Genomic DNA, 19,406 nt, shown 5'->3' on the forward strand with positions numbered 1-19,406 from the left:
GGGTGATAATGAGAAAGATGTGGTGGCAGATGGTGTACACACCCACCAAATTACCGCCAAATTGGTCGATAAAAATAATAATGCCATCAAGGGTGTCAAAGTGCTCTTTGGATCGACGACAAAGGGAACCACCGTCTCTCCGGTTAGCGACGGTAAGGTAGACGACAAAGGGGAAGCGACAGCGCTAATAATGTCTACTGTCGCGGGATACAGCCAAGTTACCGCGGCTGTAGAAGGTAAATCATCCTCAGTGTCTGTTAAATTTGTATCTATGCCAACTATTACGCAGTTCTTATTAAATGGTGAATTAAGTGATGGTGAATTGTATATCCCTGAAACCGTTAAGATGGAAAAAGCGACAATTCAGTTGTCTCAAAAGGTTTCAGGGGTAAGCGTACAGGTTCATATTAAATATAGTTCTGGAGATAAAATCACAAAAGAATATCAAACAAATGATCAAGGTGTAGTTGATTTTCAATATCCTGTTGATGGCTCAAGGATTGACTTTGAAGCAACGGTTAATGAAGTGGGAGATGTTTCTGAAAATCATGTTCTTGTATATAAGAGATTAGAGTTAATCAATGTTGGCCATAAAAAAGTGTTACCTCGTAACGGTTCGGTTACGTACGTCCTGTATTATGTAGGAGATAATTTTAAGACTATGGTAAGTGACAAATTATGGACGTTGAAAATAAATAACAAGTCAACATTGTCGGCAGATTTTTTTGTTGATGGGCATATCGTAAAATTTGGTGATACCGGTAATTATCATGTTCAAGTCGTTGCGATTGGAAATAAATATAGTAACAAAAGCCAATTCGATTGGTTTGATGTGAAATCGATAAAGGTACAACTATATTCTGGAGGTGCTTATACCGGGTATATTTGCACTAGGACAAAATATGATCAACAAGAAAATTGCCACTATTCTCAAGGGGCTGGTACTTATTCTGATGTATTTGAGATATATACAGCGGATGAAGATTTCGAATATTATGTTGGCGTGGTTGCGGGATCATGGACTGGTTGGCGGACTTCGCCAGGAGTCTCGTCCGTATTGTTTTCATCGTATGGCGGAGGGCTAAACCCATGGGTTTCAGATGACGCTACAGAATACGCGCCTGTTATGTGGCGGAATTAGACGATCTTTATGACATACTGGCTTGATGATTCTGCTGAGGCTATTGAATATGTTGTGATACGTAAGAGGTAAATCAAAATATTCCTATTTTTAAGTATGATGCAAAAAGATTACCCTAACCAATAGTCAAGATAGATTTAAGAAACTAAAAAGCCCACTCAATGGGAAAGAGTGGGCTTTATTAATTTTTGTTTTAAGTAAAACGTCGTTCAGGTTTTAGTTGAAAACCTATAGCGCGATAAATAGGCCGGCAAGTGCCGCGCTCATCATGTTCGCTAGCGTCGCTGCGGTTACGGCGCGGAAACCGAGCTGCGCAACATCTTGACGACGTTCTGGTGCCATAACACCGATAGAACCAAGCTGAATCGCAATCGAACCGATGTTGGCGAAACCACATAGTGCAAAAGTGATGATCACTTGGCTGTGTGCAGACAAGGTTTCTTTCACGCTGATGAAATCTAAGAAAGCCACAAATTCGTTAAGAATGGTTTTTTGACCAATCAATGCACCAGCGGTTAATAGCTCGTTGACTGGAATACCAGCAAAGAAAGCCAGTGGCGCAAATAGGTAACCAAAAATCAATTGTAGCGATAGGTTATCGATACCGATCCAGTTGCCCACATTTTCAAAGCCTGAGTTAACCATTGCAATCACGCTGACAAAGGCCAGCAGCATAGCACCTACAGCCACTGCAACTTTAACACCGTTCATCGCACCAGACGCTAGAGCGTCAATGATGTTAGCATCGGTACTTGCTTCCAGTTCAATGGGATCGTTTTGGCTGATCTTCTCGCGTTCAGGGACAAGAATTTTAGCCATCAATAAACCGCCCGGTGCGGCCATAAAGCTGGCTGCAATCAGGTATTTTAGTTCGATGCCAAGAGCGGCGTAACCGCCAAGAACAGAACCCGCAACTGATGCCATACCGCCCACGATTACGGCGAACAATTCTGAACGAGTCATTTTAGGTAGAAACGGGCGAACAATCAGCGATGCTTCGCTCATTGAAAGGAAGATGTTACTGGTTGCGGCTAATGATTCGACTTGAGAAGTACCCAGTAGACGGGCAATCGCACCACCAATTACTTTGACTAGCTTTTGCATGATGCCAAGGTAGTAAAGCAGAGAAATAATCGAAGACAGGAAAATGATCAGAGGTAGAACGCGAATGGCGAAGATGAAGTTGCCAGAAGCAAGATCACCAAACAGGAAGCTAATACCGGCGTTAGCAAAGGCTAACAGTCCTGATACAGCGTCACTAACCGTAACAAGTAGAGATTGACCCAGTGGGAAATAGAGAACCAGAGCAGCGAAACCTGCCTGAAGCGAAAAAGCACCAACAATGGTACGCCAGTTGATGTCACGGCGACTCTCTGAAAGTGCGTAAGCACATGCTAATAGAGCCAATATGCCGGCCAAGCTAAAGATGATTTGCATTGTATTGCCTTGCTAAGTATCTGTATTTGGGCGAGACAAGAATGACGCGCACACAAGCAACGGCAACACAGCATGGTTATGCATCATGTTGACCTTGCCCGAAGGCGAATTCAAGACCCGTAAACGCTCACAGTTACGCTGGGCCCTATTCCTTGGGGCAAATATCCATTTTTCAGTCGATTGAAAGCCGGTTAATGATCTATTCATGCAAGTAAAATTTGCGCGAGTAGGCTTCATATCTAACCGGGCGCGGAGTATACGCAGCCTTTTTAGCTGTGACAACGATCACTTTTGTTAAAGTTTTTATAGAAAGGAAAACGTTGGCGCAAACGGTTGGGTTTTGTGGACAAAATAGCAGCAAGGCGTGATGGCTAAAGGCGTGATGAAAAAGTGGCGTTCAAATAAACACAAAAAGAAATGTGAGTGTTAGTTATTGATATTAAAGCACTCGCCTCGGGTGATTTGGCTCTATCTGGCGTGATAAGGTGGTTATTTGCATTGATATGTTGATACCAAAGGGTAAAAGCCTCAGAATGTCGAACTTTTCTAACCGAGCTTAACAAAAATGTCATGCTCGGCAAGAACCACTATATATTGAGAATCAAATTTATGGGTTTTACCTCGCTCGCTCTTTCTGCTCCAATCCTTAAAGCTATTCAAGAGCAAGGATATGATACGCCGTCGCCAATTCAGGCTCAGGCTATCCCTGCTGTTCTTGAAGGACAAGATGTCATGGCAGCAGCCCAGACGGGTACCGGTAAAACAGCTGGCTTTACGCTTCCAATCCTTGAACTACTAAGTAAAGGTCAAAAAGCGAAGAGCAACCATGTTCGTGCTTTGATTCTAACGCCGACTCGTGAGCTTGCTGCGCAGATCCAAGAGAACGTGCACAACTACAGCCGTTACCTTGATCTTAATTCTACCGTGGTATTTGGTGGCGTAAAAATTAACCCACAAATGATGCAGTTGCGCAAAGGCAGTGACATCTTGGTGGCAACTCCGGGTCGTCTACTTGATCTTTTCAATCAAAGAGCGGTGAACTTTTCACAACTTGAAGTATTGGTATTAGATGAAGCTGACCGTATGTTGGACATGGGTTTCTTCCGCGACATCAGCAAAATCCTAAACTTGCTACCGAAAAAGCGTCAAAACCTACTGTTCTCTGCGACCTTCTCACCAGAAATTCGCGACCTTGCAAAAGGCTTGGTGAATAACCCAGTTGAGATTTCAGTTGCGCCGGCTAACTCAACCGCAGAAAAAGTAGAGCAGTGCATTTACCCTGCCGATAAAGGTAAGAAGCCTGCGATGTTGTTGAAGTTGATCACTGACGGTAACTGGCGTCAAGTGTTGGTGTTTAGCCGCACGAAACATGGCGCAAACCGTCTTGCTCACTATCTAAATGAGCAAGGTGTAACAGCGGCACCAATTCACGGTAATAAAAGCCAAGGTGCGCGTACTCGTGCGTTAGCGGATTTTAAATCAGGTGATGTACGCGTATTGGTTGCAACCGATATTGCTGCGCGTGGGATCGATATTCCTCAGTTACCACAAGTTGTGAACTTTGACCTGCCTAACGTCCCAGAAGATTACGTGCACCGTATCGGTCGTACTGGTCGTGCTGGTGAAGCGGGTAAAGCGGTATCGCTTGTTTGTGCTGATGAAACTGATGAGCTATTTGGCATTGAGCGTTTAATCCAAACGCTACTGCCACGTATGGATCTAGAAGGTTTCAAACCAAGCAATCCTCTGCCAGAATCTCGTTTGGATACTCGCCCATTCAAAGCGAAGAAGCCAAAGAAAGCGAAGAGCCCAAGAAGCGGTCACGCGGATGGCCAGCGCTCAGGTGATAACGCTCGCGGTAACAAACCAGCTGGCAAAAACAAACGTCATTTCGGCCCTAAGTCTGCAGATGGACAGAAAGCTCAAAATGGCAAGCCAAACAGCGGTTCTAAGCCTGTTGGCAATGGTCAAAAGCCTGCAGCGAAATCAGGTGGTAACACTGGCAGCGGCAACACTGGTGGTGGTAACAACGCTAACCGTAATGGTAATGCTGGTGGCAATCGCGGCAATAACAACTCGAGCAATAACGGTAATCGCTCTCGCTCTGGTGGTAACGCGAATACGGCCGGTAAACCTCAGCAAAATCGTCGTCCTCGCCCTGCCGCAAATAGCAACCGTGGCTAATCAATGACAAGATAAAAAAGTCGCTGAATTAAACGGAAAGCCAGTGATTCGTCACTGGCTTTTTTGTGTCTATACAATTTGAAAGTGTCTGATAAAGGAAATTAAAATTGGTCAAAAGGGGGATATTTAACTTTTATAGTATGACGCTCCTTAATGTGAGCGGTTATTTTTCGTGATCAAAGCAAAAAAAATCAAAATAATTTAGTTTAAAAAATGGCCGCTTTGGACGATTTTTCCATTGATCTTACAGTGTTTTTCTCACTCGCCGTGAGTGTAACTAAATGTAAATGATGCAGTGTGTTCTATGTACTCTATTCAGTCTCAAGTGAGTTGCTATTTCAGCCTCTAGGCTAAGTCAGTTATAGCTTTGTCATTCAAATTGCAATTAAATGAGACGGAAATCACGCTTGCTTATCTGTGTAAATCATTACTTTCAAGGTTTAAATAACAAAAATCACACTAATTATTTAAAAGTTATCAATAAGTCGTAATGGATTGGGTTGGAATGGCTCATCGAGCTAAGTGATAAATCATTGGTTACATCTATATTTGGTGACTAATTCACTAAAATGATGCATTTCTGTCTGTTGCGCGATAAATGCTGTGCTACAGCAATTATATTACGCTTTACACAGGTACAGGCAATATTACTCCTTTCTCATGTCGCACGTTGTTTCACAACCCCTATCTACGCAACATTAAATTGTCAGTTCTGGAATATTCAGTCTAGTCTCATAGTGGTACTTTGCGGGCATTGGGTTTCTCCTGTCTCCATATAATCCCGAACAATCATGTGGTTATATGCCTACTCGCAGTACCTGACCTGTCTAATTTAAACATGATAAATATGAGGTTAGTAAACATGGCAAAAACGGATACGATCAAAAAAGGGGGCATAGGAATCTTTGCCCTCGCCATGCTGAATATTGTTGCAGTGGTCAGTTTAAGGGGCCTTCCTGCAGAAGCAGAATATGGCCTAAGCTCGATTTTTTACTATATATTTGCTGCGATAGTTTTTCTTATTCCCGTTTCACTGGTTGCCGCTGAGCTGGCGACGGGGTGGTCGGAAAAAGGCGGTATCTTTCGTTGGGTTGGTGAGGCATTTGGTCCTCGCTTAGCACTGGTTGCGATGTTCATGCTATGGATTGAAGTTACGGTGTGGTTCCCAACCGCATTAACCTTTGGTTCAGTCTCGCTTGCGTTTGTTGGTCCTGATCAGTCGTGGGACCAAGCATTAGCACAAAATAAGTTCTTTGTTCTTGGCATTGTGCTCGCCATTTATTGGATTGCGACGTTCATTGCTCTGCGTGGCACTGATGCATTTGCAAAAGTAGCCAAATGGGGCGGCTTAATCGGTACCGTTATTCCAGGTATCGTGCTTATCGTATTAGGTTTCTCTTACCTATTCTTCTCAGGTAAACCACCTCAAATCGAGCTCTCTTGGAGTGAAGTGATTCCTGATTTCTCCAACTTTAATAATGTTGTGCTGGCCGCGAGTATTTTCTTGTTCTACGCCGGTATGGAAATGAACGCACTGCATGTTAAAGAGGTAGACAATGCGGCTCGTAATTATCCTCTAGCCATAATGATTGCGGCCATTGGTACTGTTAGCGTGTTTGTTCTCGGAACGTTGGCGATTGCCTTTGTTATTCCACAACAAGACATCAGCTTAACGCAAAGCTTGCTCGTTGCTTATGACGAAATGTTTGCATGGGCAGGGATTAGTTGGGCATCACCGATTATGGCAAGCTGTTTAGCTCTTGGCGTATTGGCGATGGTTGTTGGTTGGGTTGCGGGTCCTTCATCGGGTTTATTGGTTGTGGCGAAAGGTGGGTATCTTCCTCGTTTTTGGCAACAAACTAACGAGCATGGCATGGCAACACACATCATGATGGCGCAAGCGTTACTCGTTACCATGATTTCAACCGTCTTTGTTGTATTACCTTCGGTTCAAGCGGCTTATCAGATCTTAAGTCAGTTAACGGTTGTGCTTTACCTCATCATGTACCTATTGATGTTTGCGGCGGCTATTCACCTACGTTACACCCAGCCTAACCGTCCTCGTCCTTATCGTATCCCTGGTGGCAACATTGGCATGTGGCTAGTGGCTGGCCTTGGTTTCATTGGTTCATTGATTGCATTTGTCTTCTCGTTTATCCCACCAAGTCAAATCTCGGTAGGTAGCCCAGAAGCTTATATCGGTATTCTCGTTGCACTAACGGTTATTTTTGTTGCGGTACCATTTGTAATTTACCGCGCACGTAAACCGCACTGGCGTGACCCTGCAGTGACAGACTTTGCACCGTTCACGTGGGAAATTGAAGATATGCACCCTGGTGTGATCAATACATCTGACAAAGTTACGCATACATTGAATTCGTAAGGTAGGGTTTTGTAATGTCACAACGTGATACCTCTAAATCTAACGACGAGCTTGCTGCGGTTATGCAGCAAGCATTGGAAAATAGCGCTACTAACCATAATGGCGAAAATGCTTCATACATTCCGTTCTTAGCGTCAGTTCCTTCACAATTAACCGGCTTAGCCTTTGTCTCTGTTACTGGCGAAGTCATTCAGTTGCAAGATGCGGAGTTCCCGTTTGCGATTGAATCTATTTCGAAAGTGATGACTCTAGGGCTAGTGTTAGAACAATCTGGTGCCGATGAGCTGCATAGCAAAATTGGTGCAGAGCCGACGGGTATGCCATTTAATTCGGTGTTGGCGTTGGAGCTTCATCAAGGTAAACCGCTTACACCGTTAGTCAACGCCGGTGCTATCGCTACCGTGAGTATGGTTAAAGCGACGGATGCAGAAGATCGTTGGCAGCAAATTCTGGCCTTCCAGTCTGCGCTTGCCAATAGTCAGATTGTGCTCTCTGATGAAGTAAACCAGTCAGAACAAACCACCAATACCCATAACCGTGCCATCGCATTGTTACTGGAATCAGCAGGCTGTATTTATTCTGATTCGATGCAAGCCTGTGATGTGTATACCCGCCAATGTTCAACTTTGTTTAATACGGTTGAGCTGGCGACGGTGGGCGCAACGTTAGCTAACGGTGGTAAGAACCCTTGCTCTGGTAAACAACTGATTCAACCAGAAAACATCCCGCATATTTTGGCCGAAATGGCGATGGAGGGGCTTTATGATACCTCAGGTGATTGGGCGTATGACGTTGGTTTGCCGGGTAAAAGTGGTGTCGGCGGTGGCTTAGTGACTGTTATCCCAAATGTCGGTGCTCTAGCCGCATTCTCTCCACGCTTAGACCAGTTCGGTAATAGCGTACGTGGCCAACAAATGATCAAACAAATCGCTCAAACCATGGGTTGGAATTTGTTCAGTAGTCAGCAACATTAAGGTAGGAAGAAAAATATGGCACTTCATAATGTAAATCCAAACAATGATCCAATTTTTGGCTCAGAAGACATCCATAAAGTTGCGGCTGCGAAAAAGCTTCCACAGCAAGAACAATCACCAACAGTGATCTACCAAATGATCCGTGATGAGCTTTACCTTGATGGTAATGCGCGCCAAAACTTGGCGACGTTCTGCCAAACATGGGAAGAAGATGAAGTTCATAAGTTGATGGATCTCTCTATCGATAAGAACATGATCGATAAAGATGAATATCCTCAATCGGCAGAAATTGAAGGTCGTTGCGTGCATATGCTAGCGGATCTATGGAATGCGCCGGACGCAGTGACCACCGTCGGTACCTCAACCACTGGATCGAGTGAAGCATGTATGCTGGGGGGGTTGGCTGCGCTATGGCGTTGGCGCGATCGACGTCGTGCGCAAGGTCTATCCATCGATAAACCAAACATGGTGTGCGGCCCGGTACAAGTGTGTTGGGAAAAATTTGCACGCTACTGGGACGTAGAAATTCGCCAAATGGACATGGAAGAGCACCACTACTTCATGCAGCCAGAAGATATGCTCAATATGGTGGATGAAAATACCATCATGGTGGTACCAACATTCGGTCAAACCTTTACGGGTCTGTACGAAACCGTCAAACCTCTTGCAGATGCATTAGATGGTTACGAGCGTGAGACGGGTATTTCAATCGATATCCACGTTGATGGTGCCAGTGGTGCGATGCTTGCTCCATTCTGTGCGCCTGAAATAGATGCATGGGATTTCCGCCTAGAACGTGTTAAATCAATCAGTACTTCAGGTCATAAATTTGGTTTGTCACCGGTGGGTGTGGGCTGGATCATTTGGCGTAGCAGTGAAGACCTACCAGAAGGCTTGGTGTTCCACGTTAACTACCTGGGTGGTGACATGCCAACCTTCGCATTGAACTTCTCTCGCCCTGCGGGCCAGATTATTGCTCAATACTACAACTTCCTTCGTCTAGGCTTTGAAGGATACCAACGTATCCACTCAGCAAGCTACGATGTGTGTGAGTACCTAGTTCAAGAGCTAAATAAATTCGATCTGTTTGAGTTCTTATTCGACGGTAATCGCGAGAAAGGCATTCCGGCTATCGCATGGCGTTTAAAACCGGGTGTGAAAGTAGATTACACACTTTACGACCTAGCGGATCGACTACGTACTCGTGGTTGGTTAGTACCAGCCTACAGCTTGCCTGCAAATATCGAGACAATGGTCGTGCAACGTATCTTGGCAAAACAGGGCCTAACCATTGATTTAGCCAACCTACTGATTGCAGATTTCAAACGCTCAATTGAGTTTCTTGAGAAAAATGGTTCAACCAACTGTACTGCGGAAGATTCAAGCTCCTTTGATCATAGCGGTCACTAAGCCCGAACTACCGTCTATACGGTATAAGGTGCAATACTAAAATAAAGGCCGATTGTGTATGCAGTTGGCCTTTATTGGTTTTATGTCTAGCCAGTTATAAGAGTCTGAATCGTATGTTTGTCCATATTACTGAAATTATCTGCATCTGCGCCTTTGCACTCAGTGCGGTGCTCAGTGAAGCGAATAAAGGTAAAGATATTATTAGTGTATTAGTACTGGGTTTAGTCACCGCTTTGGGAGGAGGTACGGTTAGGGATGTTATTTTATCGACTGAGCAAGTTTTTTGGATTCAATATCCGGACTATTTTTGGGCGGCAATTATCAGCTCACTGGTCGGTTTTTTTATTGCTGCGGAATTGAGAAAGCTTAAAGCGGAACGACTTATTTTAGTCTTGGATGCGATTGGTATTTCAATCTTTTCTATCTTAGTGGTCAAAAAGATGGTTCATCAAGATTATGCGGCTTATGTCGCCATTACGATGGGGGTGATCACCGCTGTCTTTGGCGGCGTAGTACGCGATGTCATCGTGAACCGCCCGACAATGTTCAACAACACTGAATTTTATGCAACGCCGGTTATCATTGGTTGTATGGGGTTTGTCGGCTTTTCACACTTAGGCATGAATGCCGATGTGAACACGATTATCTGCATTGCTTTTATCGTCATATTTAGAATTTACATTGTAGTAACGAAGAAGAGCTTTCCAAGATACTTGTTGCTCAAGTAAGTAAAATTGCTGGTGCAGCAGGATGAGTTTTGGATGGTCTATTGCGGCTTCTAAGAGTGCTAGTCAGGTTGAAAACATCGCATAGTGTGAGTTAACTAACTGATTGTCTTATCTATGAAAACGTTTTGGTGTTAACATTTTGTCCTTGCCTGTGGTGAGTTTGCGATGGTATGCGTTGTTACCATGAAGGCCAATTGAATTATATCTATATCCAAGGAGGATGTTGTGAAAGCACTATTAGGATTCGTTTTATCGATTGGATTGGTTGGTTCTGCGTATGCGAGCACATCACCAAGTAATGAATCAGTTGAAAAAATGCTGCAAGTAATGAAAATCGATGAGCAGATCTTAGGAGGCTTTGAAGCGATGCTCCCGATAGTGAATCAGTTGGCACAACGGATGGAGTTGAATTCAAGTGAAACAGAGCAACTGAAAGATATTTATCGTGATTGGTTTAATAACGACCTTGATCAGGAACTGATCAAACAACAAGTGGTTGATCTATACGCGGAGACATTCACTGAGCAAGATATCCAGAATATGATTCAATTTTACCAGACCCCGACGGGACAGAAGACCATCGAAAAAGCGCCTGAATTAGCAAAAATGGGCGCACAGTTTGGTATGGTCGAAGCACAAAAAAAACAGCAGCAATTGATGGAAAAATTAACCCCTTTTCTTGAAAAGCATCAAATCAATTAGCCAATGAATTGAGTTCAAATTGGAAAGAGCAGACTTAGAGTCTGCTTTTTTATATTACTTATTCACCAGAGACTGCAGTGATGATTTTAACCATAAACTTGTGTATTCCAATACGGCGGGAGTGGTTAGCGAGCGACATTTTACTGCGCTTATCAGCCATCTTTTTAATCATCAAACCCATCACCGAGGTCAGTTAACCGCTGTGCTCAGTCAATTAGCAGTCGATGTAGGCGTAACGGATTTCTTATTGGAGATCCCAGACGATAGAATTTAGTGTCGACGTCAATGTTTTAACCAATATCTACAAGGAGATTAATTTGCATGTTTTGATCGTACATTGCCATCCTGAGCCACAGTCCTTTAATGCTTCGATGACCAATTTGGCAGTGGAAGCACTAGAGCAAGCGGGGCATAAGGTCGTCGTTTCAGATTTGTATGCACAAAAGTTTGACCCAGTAGAGCGTGCGGAACATTATAAAAGTCGAATTGACTCGAACCGTTTTGATATTCTTTCTGAGCAACGAAATGCGTATAAAACTCAAACTCTTGATGTAGATATCAAACGAGAAATTGAACGCCTAGAGCAGAGTGATCTTGTGATCTTTCAGTTCCCACTTTGGTGGCATCAACAGCCAGCGATGCTAAAAGGTTGGTTTGATCGTGTATTCGTTGGCGGTGGTTTGTATACCAGTACCATGCGCTATGATAAGGGCTATTTTCGAGGTCGAAGAGCAATCTGTTCGGTGACATCAGGTGCTCCCTTATCGACGTTTACGGAAAATGGCCGCGGTGGTGGTGAGATTGAAATATTGTTACGTTCCATCAATTTTTCTCTTCACTACATGGGGTTCGAAGTATTGCCTCCTTATCTCGCTACCGAGATCCAAAATAGAGGCTTTACTTATAAAACACCTCAGCAGTTTGAGTTGGATCTTGAGGCAATTTTGCAAGATTGGCGCAGCCATGTGACACAACTCAATCAACTCGAACCCATGCACTTTTATGGGTGGAAGGATTGGGATGAGTCGGGTGCAGAGGTTGGATTGTAAGTGAACTTACTCAACCTATCAGTTAAGACGCAATAGTGCTTGCCTATAGTTGGTTACATTTTGCGTCAGACAATGGGTCTAAACCTTGTCTGCTTGTTTATTTCTTGCTTGGTTGTGGTTGGCTAGAACCCTGACTTCTTATTGGTTTTTTTACATTTGTGAGCATAGATTTCTGTAAGGGATATCATACAATTGTGTTTTTGCATCAATCACTTAATCTGAATGGATTACAATAATAACTCTAACGGGCGTATTGCTAATTAGCGGTAGAGAGAGATTTGTCGATGGAACTGTTGTTTATAGTATTGGGTCTGGCTGTTATTGCTACGCCCATCATCGCGCTGGTTGCCTTCCTCAAGGTGCAATCCCTTGAAAGACAAGTCTATGTGTTGACGCAAAAAGTTAATGAGTTACGTACTGTTGGTGTTGCCTCTCCATCTAGTGCGACCCTTCATGAGAATAGTCCGCCAAACACGCTACATGACATCGTGGCTGAAGCCCCTAAAGCAACATCGCAAATTCACACTCAAACTGACTCAGAATTGCCTCTATCAGACTACTCTTCGATTGCTAACGAGTCGTTAATCGCGGTGAAGCCAAATGCACCGACTAAGCCAAAGCCGCGTTCCCCACATGCGAAAGCGAATACTTCTGATGTCGTAACGCAGTTGTTTGAGCGCTGGATGACGCACGTAAAAGAAAACTGGTTAGTTTGGGTTGGTGGCGTGGCAATGGTGATTGGGGTGGCTTACCTGATTGAAACCGTCGGCACTAATTTTACCATTCCATTGTTTGCCCGAGTGATCATTGCCGTTATCGTTTCTTGTTCAATGATTGGCCTTGGTGAGTGGTTGCACAAGAAAATTACCGCGCTAGATGGCGAGTTCTTGCATCAAAAAGCGGATGCTTATATTCCGGCTGCGGTTTATGGTGCTGGGATGAGCGGGTTGTACGGTACCGTTATATTTTCCGCGGTGGTTTACGCTTTTATTCCGCCAGCAATTGCATTGGCACTAATGGCAACTTTGGCAGCCGCTGCTTTGGTATTATCAAAGCGTTTAGGGCCATTAATGGCCGTGTTGGGTTTATTTGGTGGCTACTCCGCGCCAATATGGATTGGTGGTGCTGAGCCGAATTTCATTTTGCTTTCATGCTATATCAGTAGTATTTCAATGGCGGGGATTTGGGTACAACAGTTGACGCGTATTGCATGGCTCACGTATGGCATTATTGCGCTGCACAGCTTGTGGTTATTCACGATCGCGTATGAGTTACCCCCCGGCGATCTATTGTTGTGGTTTGGACTGTTTGTGCCTCTTTCCACTTACCTGTTGGTGTTTGTGCCTCAAATGGGTTGGTCGCTTCAGTTTAAATGCCACTACCGAACGCGGCCTCCATTTTTTTATGCAGCAATCCCTGCTGCGATCCTAGCTATCCTCACGGCACTGCTATTGGATAAGACGCCGACGTTAGGCTGGCCGTCTTTGACCTATTTCGTGTTGCCAACATTACTCCTATTATTTCCTGTTTGTCGCAAAGGGCGCGCCCCTCGATCGTTCGCTTGGGTCAATCTAATTGCTTCGCTAAGTATCCTCGCAACGGCTTTAATGATCATGGAGACGCAGCCGGAGATCATGGTCGGTATATTGGCGATCAGTGGAGCGCTAATTCTGTTGGTGCAGCTAAGAACCATTGCTCAATACGAGCGAGGGGACAAATCGAAAATTAGCTATTGGCAAGCCGTGACGTTAGCCCCGTCGCTCACGGTAGGGGCGTTGCTTTATATTGACTTTTATCAGCCTGAATATCGCTTAATGGCGACCATGTTCACCATGGTGTTTATGTTACTACTGGTTTGGTTAGCGATCAGATTGAGTGCTCTTAGAGCCAATTTATCTGTGGCAAGTCATGCTTTATTGCTCAGCCTTTGTGTGGTGTACAGTGAAGGCGGTGAGTTGACGTTGTTGATTGCTGCGCAAATGTTGCTGATGGCGATTCAATATCAGCGACAATGGCTAACTCCTAATATATTTGCATTCAAAGCACTTGGGACTTTGTTAGTGACGCGACTTTCGCTGTTGCCATTTTGGCCTGAACTGCAAGCGATGGCGATACCACAATGGAGCTGGTTGTTAATAACGATTGTGCCAACTTTATTCGTGTTTGGCTGGATTCGACATATATTAAATCAGCGCCAATACGTCATGGCAGAATGGTTTGACGCAGCGATTTTGCATCTCGTCGTAATTTTGGTTTTCTCTCAAACTAATTATTGGTTACTTGGCGATTTCAATTTCTTCTATCAGCTAGAGTTTGACAATATTGCTATATTTGCTGGTCAAAGTGTCGCTTTGATGGGGGTGTATCAGTTCAAAGCCTACCATAGCCAATCGCTCAGTCTCTTCTACCGCGGTTACAGCTTAGTTATGCTGGTGGCCGCTGCACTGTGCATGGTGTTACTGAACACGGTATTCCAACCCTTCACCAATCTTTATATCCTTGGTAGTGATTGGCCTATTATGAATTGGCTAAGTGTCGGTTGGTTGTTACCTGCACTGATCTTGGTGGTGATTGCACGCTTACAATTATATCCAAATCAAACGCGTTGGTTACTCGGTGTCGCAGCCGCACTTCTGTTGCTTTGGTCTATGTACAGTATTCGTCAGTTCTGGCAGCAAGGACCTTTGACCCTCGATATGCCAACCAGCATGGCGGAACTATTCAGTTATTCAGTCGCGCTGATTCTGCTTGGCGTTGCGATCACCTACTATGGCTTGCAACGTGAGCAACGTGTGATACAAACGATTGGTTTCGCTATGTTGGGCGTGGCAGTGTGTAAAGTATTCCTATGGGATGCCGCTGCGCTTGAGGGATTATGGCGTGCTATCAGCTTTATGGGGCTTGGTGGTTGTTTGATCGGCTTAGGATGGCTATTTCAGCGCTTACAGATCAAAGCGCACAATAATGAGTCGCATTGATTCGTTTCGTTGCAATTGTGTACTGAGAAAAAGCGCCAGTGAGCATTCGCTGGCGCTTTTCTGTATTTAGTCGGTACTATCGCTATTGTCATAGACTAAGATATCACCCGGTTGACACTCGAGAGCTTGGCAGATTTTCTCTAGGGTGCTAAAGCGGATTGCTTTTGCTTTACCATTTTTAAGAATGGATAAGTTTTGCTCTGTTACCCCCACAAGGACAGACAGTTCCTTTAAACGAATTTTTCGTTTAGCCATCATCACATCAAGATTAATCGTAATGGTCATAGTTACCTCTTAGATGGTGTGTTGATGTTCGTCTGCAAGCTGTTGCGCCTCTTTCATTACCCACGCGATGGTTAAGACAATAAAACCACAGAAGATCGACATTAAGTCTAATCCGGCAAAGGTGATCGCGAGTATACGTTCACCCGGTGGGTTATTAAAACTTAACGCGACTGAAATCAAACCACTGTAAATTACGTTGCCAAAGGCCCACAAAAAGAATACGCGGCCTAAATTATTAAAATATTTTACTGTATCGAGCGTAAAAACTTCTGCTTTTTCATAGCATTTAAATAATCTGGCTAGGATGCTAAAGGCGTACATCAAGATACCACATGGAACCATGCTTGCTGCAAATGCCCATAATCGAGCTGACAGCGTTAATGGCTCTTGTGTGAAAGCTGAGATATCAAATCCTAATTGAATAATGCCCATTGAGGTTAAGAAATCATATTCTGACTGGACCATTAGCCAAAAATAAAGATTGGCGATAGGGGTGATAACGAGCAGCATTAGTAGAACGAATCGAATATAGCGACTGTATGTTTGGATTTTTTGCATAGAGATCCTCCTTAGTAAGGCTATGAATCTAGCATTTTATCAAAGTAAAACAACCAAAATTTATTGTTTATCGATAAATTTTGGTTGTTGCTCATTGTTATTGATGTTCAAGAGATGATTTTTTGTTAGGAAAATCAAACAGTAGTGTTCGACGGAATGAAGCTGTCTATTTTAAGTTTATTTTCATTTCGCTAAGCTCGACAACGTTGTGACCTTTATCAACGAGTTATCACTCCATTCTCTTTAGAATAGCGGCCTTCTGGCTGCGTAGAGCATAACAAGTATGAGAGGCGATAATGCGCTGTTTTAATCATCCTGAAGTGGATGCGGTTTGTTCTTGTAAATCTTGCTTAATCTTCTTGTGTCCTGAATGCGCTATAAAAATCGATCATGGTTACGTTTGTTCTGAGGAATGTCGTGTTAACGCAGAAGCTATTGAGCAACATAATCAATTTGTCTTGCAAGAGCGTGAAGAGTTGCTTCGAGCAAACGAAGTTGTCTTGCGTGCGGTAGTTGCTCGGAAGAAAACCTATAGCCATTTTATTGGTTTCTATATTTTGATGGCTCTGTGCACATTAGCCTCGGGGTTTGATCGTTCAGCTTACAGTTATTCAGTTACATTTATCGCGATATTTACCATTTTAATTTGCTATTGCGCGGTACGAATTCGTTCCCTCAATGTACATATGGACGAGTTGTTGAGCGACATTAGTAAGAATAAAAGTGTTGGAAAATGAAGGGACAATGCTGATAAATACAATAAAAATTGGGTAACTATCTGGTTTTTTGATCTCAATTTGTTCCCTTATCAGTGACGTTGTCGGTGATTGGATGTTTGGGATTACGCCGGTCTTGTTGTTATTACAACACTCATTAATGGGTAATATCTTTGGTAGATTCGTGATTGGTGAGAAGGGGAGATAGGAGTAAGTTCGAGTGGCACAGAAACTAGATTGGCGCTGATGAACAGTGTGTGTTGCGCCAAGCTTGCTTCATCACTCCCTTCAATTAAGGATGTCATTATTATGAGTCATTCAAATGAGCAACAAGCTAACCAAGCGATTCATGGCAAACAACATGATGCAGAGTTTAATCATGAAAAAATGGATCGTCGTTATGGCAGCGATGTAGAGCACAAACATAATAAAGATCATCATCAAGTTCGTGATCATGAGAAAAGCCATCCTCATACTCAGCACGGCGGTAATCCGGAAGGCCACAAACACCCTCAACAAACCCACCATGACCATCATGAGCATGACGAGCATCGACATCATCAAACTAAACAGCATGACCATAAAGAGCATTCACGCGAACATCATAAAACTGCCCATAACATGTAAGCTTTGTAAGTGGCGTTAAATGAGCCTATTTATAGGGAATTAAACGCAAAAGAGTTGCCATTGTGGCAACTCTTTTTAATTTTATGTCGTCATTTTTGTGGCTATTTCTGCACCATAATCTCGAGAATTTGCACGTCAGTTTGAGTCATCGCGCCGTTGGCGAGTGCAGACATATTACGAATGGTCACATCTACATCAGTATCAACAATCCCTTCTGAACCCGTGACGCGAATGCCATCAATCGCCATCATTGCCGCTTTAATCGCAGCACTGGCTGATGATGATACTTTCATCGCGCAGCTTGTTTTAGCGCCATCACAGATAATGCCGGTAATATCCCCAATCATGTTACAGATCGCGGAGCTGATGTGGGTAAATTGCCCACCAAGCAGCCATGTCATTCCCGCTACGGCGCCCATCGATGCTGTGGTCGCGCCACAAAGTGCGGAGAGTTTATTTTGGTGGCTCTTAATGTAAATCGCCATCAGATGAGAAAGCATTAATGCGCGAATCATGGTTTCACGATCAACGTTTAAATGCTCTGCTACAACAACGACCGGCATGGTGGCTGCGATGCCTTGATTACCTGAACCGGAATTACTCATGGCAGGTTTCATTGCGCCATCCATACGGGCATCAGAAGCTGCAGCTGTGCGGCGCATAATATCGGTCAGCAAATCTTGGCTAAGTAAGCCTCGGTCAATATTACGTTGAAAAGTTGCACCAATTTGTAAGCCGTATTTTCCGGTTAAGCCTTCAATAGAGAGTGCATTGTTGAGTTGATAGGCTTGCTCAATAAAAGCAATCTGTTGCAGTTCGGCTTGAGTGGCAAAGTCGTAGATATCGATGGCGTTGGCATCGGCAAAGGGAAAGTCGCTTTGCTCAGTGTTACTGCACTGCGCCGCTGTAGATTCAGCGCTATAAATGACTTGGTTGTTTTCTTTAATTTCGACAACTTGAGTATGGGTGTCAGCGATAGTCACTGAGGTTGAAATATCATTTACAGAGATAGAAACTTGGGCATAAAGAATATGCGCGGTTGGCGCGACGCCAACAGACACCCGTTGTTGATCTAGCAGCGTTTTTGCTTTGGTTACGTCATCGGCAGTAATGGTTTTAAGCACTTCTAAACCGGCATCAGCGTCACCAGCAAGGGCTCCGACTGCTGCGGCAATCGGCAGGCCAACCATGCCCGTTCCAGGAACTCCTACGCCCATGCCATTTTTCATCAAATTCGGTGATACTAATACATCGATGCGCAGTTTCTGCAGTGAAGTTTTATCGAGACAGTGCATTGCGGCAAGACGACGCATGGCAATCGCAGCACCTAGTGCCACAGAAACAGGTTCAGTACAGCCCAGTGCTGGCACGACTTCTTTTTTGACTACATTGATAAAGCCATTCCACAAATGTTTTTTCACAATACCTACTCACTCTATGGTGCTTTGTGCAGAATGCTGCTGCAAAAAGGCGGATTGGGCAGATTAAACCCATAATATTAATATGGATTTAATATAGCGCTGGAGAAGGAAAAAAAGTTTGCTTTATCAATGACAAATAGGTGCTTTAAGAGGAAAAAATTCTCCGAATAAGCTCTTTTGGATGGGAATGTCCTAAATCTGAGCCGAGCGTTAAATTGGGGCCATAAAAATTCCCGCCGAAGCGGGAATATCTCGATGACCCATTAGCCAGTATAAACAGACGCTTTATGCAGATTGGCTAATGTTTGTTGTCGCATCATTGCTTCTAACATGGGCATGCTCTAAGCAATAAAATTGGTTTTTACCTTGGCGTTTAGCTATATACATTGCTTCATCAGCTTCGGTGATTTTTTGGTCAAGGCTGGAGGTGTCCGTTGCTGGCCAGTAACTGATGCCTAAGCTTGCCGTCACTTGGCAAGCGATGCCATCAATCATAAATGGTGCAGAGAGCTTTTCAACCACACGGTTGAATATCGATGGTGAAGAGCAGATACCATTGATGCCAAGTAAGAACTCATCTCCCGCTAAACGTGCGACGATATCCTCTTGCGCAAGGCTTGTCGTTAGGCGCTTACCAACCATGCAGAGCAGTTGATCGCCGATGGCGTGGCCATGCTGATCGTTTATCGCTTTGAAACCATCTAAATCAATGAAGCAGACCATTTGTGACTCACCGTTATTATGTGATTCCTGTAAACGGCTTACCGCATTGGCTCGGTTGGCGAGTCCCGTTAGTTGGTCATGATTGGCCAC

The 19,406-nt window shown here is 44.0% G+C and carries 17 protein-coding genes; 12 read left to right on the forward strand and 5 right to left on the reverse strand.

Going from position 1 to position 19,406, the window contains the following annotated elements:
* A partial coding sequence (locus tag RH85_RS10665; protein ID WP_006712244.1) for an Ig-like domain-containing protein occupies positions 1 to 1,141 on the forward strand: 1,141 nt, incomplete at its 5' end.
* A gap of 228 nt (positions 1,142 to 1,369) precedes the next feature.
* On the opposite strand, the gene RH85_RS10670 is transcribed toward RH85_RS10665, so the two are convergent.
* A complete protein-coding gene (locus tag RH85_RS10670) occupies positions 1,370 to 2,578 on the reverse strand; it encodes a NupC/NupG family nucleoside CNT transporter (protein WP_006712245.1) in 1,209 nt (402 codons plus the stop codon).
* A gap of 609 nt (positions 2,579 to 3,187) precedes the next feature.
* On the opposite strand from RH85_RS10670, the gene RH85_RS10675 reads away from it, so the two are divergent.
* The 9 genes from RH85_RS10675 (at position 3,188) to RH85_RS10710 (ending at position 14,986) form a co-directional block, all read left to right on the forward strand.
* Complete coding sequence (locus RH85_RS10675; protein WP_006712247.1) at positions 3,188 to 4,762, forward strand: DEAD/DEAH box helicase; 1,575 nt, start codon at positions 3,188 to 3,190, stop codon at positions 4,760 to 4,762.
* 862 nt (positions 4,763 to 5,624) lie between these two features.
* Positions 5,625 to 7,145 (forward strand): glutamine/gamma-aminobutyrate antiporter GadC, encoded by a 1,521-nt coding sequence (gene gadC / locus RH85_RS10680; protein WP_006712248.1) that lies wholly within the window; start codon positions 5,625 to 5,627, stop codon positions 7,143 to 7,145.
* A gap of 14 nt (positions 7,146 to 7,159) precedes the next feature.
* Entirely contained in the window at positions 7,160 to 8,119 is a 960-nt protein-coding gene (gene glsA, locus RH85_RS10685) for a glutaminase A (RefSeq protein WP_006712249.1), read from the forward strand.
* 15 nt (positions 8,120 to 8,134) lie between these two features.
* On the forward strand, positions 8,135 to 9,529 hold the full coding sequence (gad, locus tag RH85_RS10690) for a glutamate decarboxylase (protein WP_006712250.1): 1,395 nt from the start codon (positions 8,135 to 8,137) through the stop codon (positions 9,527 to 9,529).
* A gap of 113 nt (positions 9,530 to 9,642) precedes the next feature.
* On the forward strand, positions 9,643 to 10,257 hold the full coding sequence (locus RH85_RS10695) for a trimeric intracellular cation channel family protein (protein WP_006712251.1): 615 nt from the start codon (positions 9,643 to 9,645) through the stop codon (positions 10,255 to 10,257).
* Positions 10,258 to 10,482: 225 nt separating this feature from the next.
* Positions 10,483 to 10,959, forward strand: coding sequence for a DUF2059 domain-containing protein (locus tag RH85_RS10700; RefSeq protein ID WP_006712252.1), 477 nt, complete (start codon positions 10,483 to 10,485; stop codon positions 10,957 to 10,959).
* A 121-nt stretch (positions 10,960 to 11,080) separates the two neighbouring features.
* Positions 11,081 to 11,233 carry a DinB family protein gene (locus RH85_RS22295; RefSeq protein WP_241210390.1) on the forward strand — a complete coding sequence of 51 codons (153 nt, stop codon included), beginning with the start codon at positions 11,081 to 11,083 and terminating at the stop codon, positions 11,231 to 11,233.
* A gap of 43 nt (positions 11,234 to 11,276) precedes the next feature.
* Entirely contained in the window at positions 11,277 to 12,008 is a 732-nt protein-coding gene (locus RH85_RS10705) for an NAD(P)H-dependent oxidoreductase (RefSeq protein WP_006712253.1), read from the forward strand.
* A gap of 284 nt (positions 12,009 to 12,292) precedes the next feature.
* Entirely contained in the window at positions 12,293 to 14,986 is a 2,694-nt protein-coding gene (locus RH85_RS10710) for a DUF2339 domain-containing protein (RefSeq protein ID WP_006712254.1), read from the forward strand.
* Between the two features lie 66 nt (positions 14,987 to 15,052).
* Here RH85_RS10710 and RH85_RS10715 read toward each other — a convergent pair whose 3' ends face one another.
* Both RH85_RS10715 and RH85_RS10720 read right to left on the reverse strand, forming a co-directional pair.
* Entirely contained in the window at positions 15,053 to 15,271 is a 219-nt protein-coding gene (locus RH85_RS10715) for a helix-turn-helix domain-containing protein (RefSeq protein ID WP_006712255.1), read from the reverse strand.
* Positions 15,272 to 15,280: 9 nt separating this feature from the next.
* Positions 15,281 to 15,829, reverse strand: coding sequence for a DUF2975 domain-containing protein (locus RH85_RS10720; RefSeq protein ID WP_006712256.1), 549 nt, complete (start codon positions 15,827 to 15,829; stop codon positions 15,281 to 15,283).
* Between the two features lie 296 nt (positions 15,830 to 16,125).
* Between RH85_RS10720 and RH85_RS10725 the strand changes: the two genes are divergently transcribed.
* Positions 16,126 to 16,566: a hypothetical protein gene (locus tag RH85_RS10725; protein WP_006712257.1), complete on the forward strand. Its 441-nt coding sequence runs from the start codon at positions 16,126 to 16,128 to the stop codon at positions 16,564 to 16,566.
* A gap of 288 nt (positions 16,567 to 16,854) precedes the next feature.
* Positions 16,855 to 17,172, forward strand: a complete 318-nt coding sequence (locus tag RH85_RS10730) for a hypothetical protein (RefSeq protein WP_006712258.1) — start codon at positions 16,855 to 16,857, stop codon at positions 17,170 to 17,172.
* A gap of 101 nt (positions 17,173 to 17,273) precedes the next feature.
* Here RH85_RS10730 and RH85_RS10735 read toward each other — a convergent pair whose 3' ends face one another.
* Positions 17,274 to 18,593, reverse strand: coding sequence for an L-cysteine desulfidase family protein (locus RH85_RS10735; RefSeq protein ID WP_006712259.1), 1,320 nt, complete (start codon positions 18,591 to 18,593; stop codon positions 17,274 to 17,276).
* Between the two features lie 285 nt (positions 18,594 to 18,878).
* On the reverse strand, positions 18,879 to 19,406 hold a 528-nt coding region (locus tag RH85_RS10740; RefSeq protein ID WP_138956468.1), incomplete at its 5' end, for a GGDEF domain-containing protein.

The organism is Vibrio ichthyoenteri ATCC 700023 (genome assembly GCF_000222605.1).
GTDB lineage: Bacteria > Pseudomonadota > Gammaproteobacteria > Enterobacterales > Vibrionaceae > Vibrio > Vibrio ichthyoenteri.

Coding starts and splice junctions, on each gene's coding strand:
- glsA (WP_006712249.1), top strand. CDS start 7,160: ATGTCACAACGTGATACCTCTAAATCTAACGACGAGCTTGCTGCGGTT.
- RH85_RS10670 (WP_006712245.1), bottom strand. CDS start 2,578: ATGCAAATCATCTTTAGCTTGGCCGGCATATTGGCTCTATTAGCATGT.
- RH85_RS10730 (WP_006712258.1), top strand. CDS start 16,855: ATGAGTCATTCAAATGAGCAACAAGCTAACCAAGCGATTCATGGCAAA.
- RH85_RS10695 (WP_006712251.1), top strand. CDS start 9,643: ATGTTTGTCCATATTACTGAAATTATCTGCATCTGCGCCTTTGCACTC.
- RH85_RS10675 (WP_006712247.1), top strand. CDS start 3,188: ATGGGTTTTACCTCGCTCGCTCTTTCTGCTCCAATCCTTAAAGCTATT.
- RH85_RS10710 (WP_006712254.1), top strand. CDS start 12,293: ATGGAACTGTTGTTTATAGTATTGGGTCTGGCTGTTATTGCTACGCCC.
- RH85_RS10725 (WP_006712257.1), top strand. CDS start 16,126: ATGCGCTGTTTTAATCATCCTGAAGTGGATGCGGTTTGTTCTTGTAAA.
- gad (WP_006712250.1), top strand. CDS start 8,135: ATGGCACTTCATAATGTAAATCCAAACAATGATCCAATTTTTGGCTCA.
- gadC (WP_006712248.1), top strand. CDS start 5,625: ATGGCAAAAACGGATACGATCAAAAAAGGGGGCATAGGAATCTTTGCC.
- RH85_RS10715 (WP_006712255.1), bottom strand. CDS start 15,271: ATGACCATTACGATTAATCTTGATGTGATGATGGCTAAACGAAAAATT.
- RH85_RS10720 (WP_006712256.1), bottom strand. CDS start 15,829: ATGCAAAAAATCCAAACATACAGTCGCTATATTCGATTCGTTCTACTA.